At 27.2% G+C, this 5746-nt stretch carries 4 protein-coding genes and 1 pseudogene; 3 read left to right on the forward strand and 2 right to left on the reverse strand.

Features of this window, described 5'->3' with window-relative positions:
* Positions 1–594: 594 nt before the first annotated feature.
* Both ACSHW5_RS16490 and ACSHW5_RS16495 read right to left on the reverse strand, forming a co-directional pair.
* Entirely contained in the window at positions 595–1299 is a 705-nt protein-coding gene (locus ACSHW5_RS16490; protein WP_435677245.1) for an OmpA family protein, read from the reverse strand.
* A 5-nt stretch (positions 1300–1304) separates the two neighbouring features.
* Positions 1305–1763: a lipocalin family protein gene (locus tag ACSHW5_RS16495; protein ID WP_435677246.1), complete on the reverse strand. Its 459-nt coding sequence runs from the start codon at positions 1761–1763 to the stop codon at positions 1305–1307.
* A 429-nt stretch (positions 1764–2192) separates the two neighbouring features.
* Here ACSHW5_RS16495 and ACSHW5_RS16500 point away from each other — a divergent pair.
* From ACSHW5_RS16500 to ACSHW5_RS16510, 3 genes and pseudogenes are all read left to right on the forward strand, one after another.
* Positions 2193–2312, forward strand: a pseudogene (locus ACSHW5_RS16500) (transposase); the annotation flags it as partial.
* Positions 2313–2530: 218 nt separating this feature from the next.
* Positions 2531–3718 carry an AAA-like domain-containing protein gene (locus ACSHW5_RS16505; RefSeq protein WP_435677247.1) on the forward strand — a complete coding sequence of 396 codons (1188 nt, stop codon included), beginning with the start codon at positions 2531–2533 and terminating at the stop codon, positions 3716–3718.
* Between the two features lie 4 nt (positions 3719–3722).
* Positions 3723–5746: tetratricopeptide repeat protein (locus ACSHW5_RS16510; RefSeq protein ID WP_435677248.1), on the forward strand; the 2024-nt coding region annotated here is incomplete at its 3' end.

The raw sequence follows: 5746 nt of genomic DNA on the forward strand, positions 1-5746 counted from the left end.
AATTCAAACATTTTTAAATTCCAAATTTTACTTAATATTCTCAAAATTTTCCGATTGATAAAGTGTTCAAAATTTCTCGGTTTTTTTTAACTTTAAAAGTAAAAAACTCAAAATTATGTATTCCAATTTTTTCAGTTTGAGTGATTTCCGCAAACTTGCTCGACAATGTTTTGCAACTCCTTTTATAAAAAGTTTTAAATAAAAATAAGACACCATATTTTAATGATGTTGATATGCTTTTGTTTCTTCTGGAAGGATTGAAATACTTATAGTATTAAAATAAGCAGAACTAATAGCATTTAACCTAGTGGAATTATAGTAAATTCTTTGAATTTGTTCACTGAAAATTGGTAGATTATATTTTACCACAAATAAATGAATAGCAATTTTTAGGTATCAAAGAAAAGTGACACTTTTTTACAAATATCAAAGGCAATTACGGAATCCTTTAGTCCTAAAACAAAATGGTTAGTTTTTAAGAATTAGGGTTATCTTTTCAAACTTCAAAAAAAAAAAAACAACCTTGTCTAAATTAAGTATCAATAGTAGACCAGGTTGTTTTTAATTCTAAACGTAGCAGAAAGTTAAATTTTATTACTCTCCAGCTTCTTTTTTAGCGTCTTCTACCATTTTATCATTTGGTAAAATAGCAACATTTACTCGTCTATTTTTAGCACGTCCTTCTGCCGTAGTATTGTCATATTTAGGTTGTGTTTCGCCATACCAGTTTGTAGTAAAACGTAATTTTGCCAAACCTTTATTTACCAAATAATTGGTAACAGCTTCTGCTCTTTTTTGAGACAATGTTAAATTGTAATCCTCATTACCAGAACTATCTGTATGCCCTACAACTAAAATGTTTGTATCTGGGTATTCAGCAAAAATGCCAAATAATTTTGAGAGTGTTTCTTGAGATTTTGAGTTGATATTAGATTTATTAGTATCAAAATAAACGCCACTATTTTCATCAAAAGTTACCACAATACCATTGTCTACTCTTTCTACAGTTGCGCCAGGCACTTCACTTTCAATTTTTTCGGCCTGTTTGTCCATTTTGTTACCTATTAAAACTCCTGCTCCACCGCCAATAACACCACCAATAATTGCACCCAATTCTCCGTTGCCTCCTTTACCAACATTGTTACCAATAATTGCACCAATTAAGGCACCAACGCCACCGCCAATTACACCGCCTTTTTGTTTATTATTTGCGTTTTTTGTAGCTTCACAACTGGTAAAACCAAAGGTTAAAAGTACTGATAATGATACGATTGCTAATTTTGAACTTATTTTTCTCATTTTAGTTATTGTTTAATAAAATTCATAGATATAATAAATGGTTTTCCATTTACCGTTAATAATTGTTGCCATTGCATTGCAGACTCAGATAATTGAGTAAGCTCTAACCTAAAACCTGTATTGGCATCGTTGTTTTTTGGTTTTAATAGAAAATCAAAATAACCAGAAACCTCATCAATTTCTTGAATGGTAAAGACAAATGGTCTTTCTCCTGTAGCACAATTTGCAGAATTTATAGAATACGAACCCGTATTGTTATTGGGAATAAAATTCCATGTACTACCTTCAAAACATTCTTTTGAAACATCATTTAACAAAGTTACTTTGTACGTTCCTTTTTGATTGTAGGTAATCTCATTTAAAGACCAACTTCCTTTAATTATTTTCTGTTTAGAAAGCACCCTTTTTGTGCTACCACAAGAAAATAAAACAAGCGAAAGCATAATAAAAACTATTTTTTTCATAAATATTGAATTTTATAACGGTAAGTTAATGATAAAATTTGTGATAACAAATATAAATATTTTTATGGTATTTAAATTTTTCTAAGCTCTTTTTGAATGGTGAATTCTTACAAATTACCAAAATAATGTAATATGCTCTTTTGTATAAAAAAGATGCTTTTTTATCAAAGTTATTTTAGTAGGGTTCGTAGTTGGCAAAAACACCTGAGTGCGCTAAAAAATATTATGTAAAGAAAATTTAAGTAACTTATCACTTAAATTTATTATGTAAAGAAAAATAGAATTTCTTATCATTATGAATGACTTTAAACTTGAAAAACTACCTTTAAAAAAAGACATTGAAACAAAAAATGTTCTTAAAAAATTAATGTTGGTATTCTTTTTAAATAGCATTTTTTATTTTTCTTACAAAAATCAACAAAAATTAAAACAATAACGAAACTTCAAAAGGCAAGATGGCAAATAGAAATATTTTTTAGAGACATCAAACAACAATTACACATAAAATCTTTTATTGGTACAAGTCAGAATGCAGTAATAATTCAGATTTGAACTGCATTAACAACCATACTAATCTTAAAAGCCTTAAAAACAACGAATAAAACCTATTGAAAGATTTAAATTGCTATAACTAAAATTTATTTAGGACAGGATTGAACTAAACATACCATCTATTCAATTAATTATATTTTGACAATAATTTTGCTGTCAAAATATTTAACAGTATATTTACTGTCAAAATAGATTGACAATAAAAATACTGTGATATGAAAAAACAATGGACTTCACCAAAAATAATAATTGGCCCAGGTGCAACAGGAAATTATTATTATCCTAGAACAACTATTGAAAATGAAATTTGGAGAGAATTAAAAAAGGGTAATAATCTTTTATTATCGGCACCTAGAAGAGTAGGAAAAACATCAATTTTAATCAACCTTTCTGAAAACTCAAAAAAAGGTTATAAACTTATTTTTGAAAATGTTCAAGGAATAGTGACAGAAGATTTATTCTATAAAACATTATATATTTTAATATTGAATTGTTTAAGTAAATTTAAAACGAATACTCAAAAAATTAAAAGTTATTTTACTTCTAAAGGAATCAGTGAAATTAATTTGAATTCATTAAAATTTGATAATAAAAACATAGATTATGTTTGGGAAATCAACAACATTATTCCTCAATTAGAAGAAGACGGAGAAACGATTGTATTAGTTATTGATGAACTTCCAGAAGTATTGTATTCACTTCATAAAACAAATCAGAATGCAGCAGCTTCTGCTATTTTAAAAAACTTAAGACATTGGAGACAAGATGAAAGTTTTAAAAAACTAAAATTTATAATTGCAGGTTCTATAGGTATTCATCACGTAGTAAATTTAATTGATGGCAGAACTTCTGATATTAATGACATTAAAAAGGTTCATTGCCCTGCATTAGATTCAGAGTCTGATGAATTTGAGAAATATATTCATTGGGCTTTAGAAGGCGCTTCAATTTCTTTTCAAGAAGGTGTAATTAGCTATTTAAAATATAAGGTAGGTTACTTAGTTCCATATTTTATCAATTTAATGTTAGATGAAATAGATAAAGATGCACTTAAAACAGGAGAGATAATCATTACAAATATTGAAGTAGATAAGGCTTACGAAAAAATTATAACAGACAATTCTTATTTTTCTGATTGGAAAAAGAGATTAAAGGATTATTTACCAGCAATTGATTTTAAGTTCGTAAATCAAATTTTGATACATATTGCTCACGAAGACAAAATTTCTATCCAACAGATATATAATCTTGCTGTAGAACACGACAAAACAGATGATTATATGGATTTTATCTACGACCTTATTCAAGATGGTTACCTTATTGAAAAAAATGGCGATTACATCTTTATTTCGCCTTTCTTAAAAACCTACTGGAAAAGAAATAACCCAATTTTTAAAAGTTAAAAAGATGTCAGAAAACCTTTCAAAATTTTCAGATAAAATATATTATTATCAATCTGCTAATAATGATGCAAAATCCATCAAAGAAAACTTTGTAATAAGAGTTGCTGAATTTCAACAAATTATAGGAGCATTATTGAATAAAGAAATCGATGACCCTTTACAACACGAATTAATTTTAGGAAGAAGAGGAAGTGGAAAATCTACTTTATTAAAAAGAATTGAAATTGAGATTTGTGAAAATGATAAATTAAATAAAAAATACATTGCCATTAATTTTCCTGAAGAACAAACTTCTATTTATAGATTGTTTGATTTGTGGACAATTGTAATAGAAGAATTCAATGATAAATTTGATGAAAACATAATCACAAAAAAATATTCAGAATTTAAAAGTGATGAAGAATACACAAGATATTTATACAATCTTATTCAAGTTGCTTTAGATAAAAAGAAAAAGCGCCTGGTTTTATTGCTTGATAATTTTGATAGAATTATAGAAAGTTTTAATGATGATGGAAACTTATTAAGAGAAACGCTAATCAATTTTCACGACATACAAATTATTGGTGGAAGTACAAGAATGAGTGAACATTTCTGGAAATACGACCAACCTTTTTATGAGTTTTTTAGAAGACATCATTTAGAAGCATTGTCTAGCAAAGAAATGATAAAACTCATCTTACATTGGAGTGATACGTTAAATTACCCAAAATTAAAAGACTTTGCAAAAAACAATTTAGGTAAAATAGAATCCATACGGATTTTAACAGATGGTTTACCAAGAACATTACAGTTTTTTATTGAAATTTTATTAGATAATTCAGAACTCTATGGTTACGATTATCTAAAAAAAATAATGGACAAAGTAACGCCTATTTATCAAGAACGTTTAAATATGCTAACACCACAATTAAGAAAAATTGTAGCGGAAATGGCATTTTTATGGGAAGCTTGTTCCACAAAACAATTGGTAGAAAAATGCCAAATGCAAAGCAAGTTGGTTTCTGCTAATCTAAAAACATTAATAGACAAAGGTATAGTTACAAAGGTTGAAACAGGGAAAAAGAACCATTTGTACAGAATTTCTGAACGTTTTTTTAATATGTGGTTTATAGTTACACAAGGAAACCCTAACCAAAAACGAAAAGCAAAATGGTTGAGTATCTTTTTAGAATATTGGTATGGTAAAAATGACTTTAAAAATTTAGTTGATGAACATTTAAAAAACCTTCAAACAGGTAAAATTTCAGACAATAAATTATTATTACTTTCTAAAGGAATAAGCCAAGCAAAATATATTACTACTAGCCAAAGAGATGAGATATTAACTCTTTCTGAAAGCTTTCAAAAAAAAATTGGTAATAGTGTGATTCCTTTACCAAGAAAATATCAAGAAATTTATGAGGAAATTTTAAGGCATATAGAAAATGAAAATTATGAAAAAGGAATTTATTTAGCTGAAGGAATTGAAAATGAAGAGGATGGAATTAAATTTTTTATTTTAGGATTTTTATATAAGAGTCAACAGAAACATGAGCAAGCAGAAGAATATTTTCTGAAAGCAATTGAAAAAGGAAATGTCAAAGCTTTATTTAATTTAGCTGTTTTATATCAAAATCAACAGAAACATAAGCAAGCAGAAGAATATTACCTGAAAGCAATTGAAAAAGGAGATGTTGATGCTTTAAATAATTTAGCAGTTTTATATAAAAATCAACAGAAATATAAGCAAGCAGAAGAACATTACCTGAAAGCAATTGAAAAAGGACATGTTAAAGCTTTATTTAATTTAGCGGGTTTATATCAAAATCAAGAGAAATATAAGCAAGCAGAAGAATATTATCTAAAGGCGATAGAAAAAGGACATGTTAATGCTTTAAATAATTTAGCTATTTTATATAAAGATCAAGAGAAATATAAGCAAGCAGAAGAATATTACCTGAAAGCAATTGAAAAAGGAAATGTTGATGCTTTAAATAATTTAGCGATCTTATATCAAAATCAAGAGAAATATGAGCAAGCAGAAGA

The organism is Polaribacter sp. (assembly GCF_051251875.1).
In the GTDB taxonomy this organism is placed as follows: Bacteria; Bacteroidota; Bacteroidia; order Flavobacteriales; family Flavobacteriaceae; genus Polaribacter.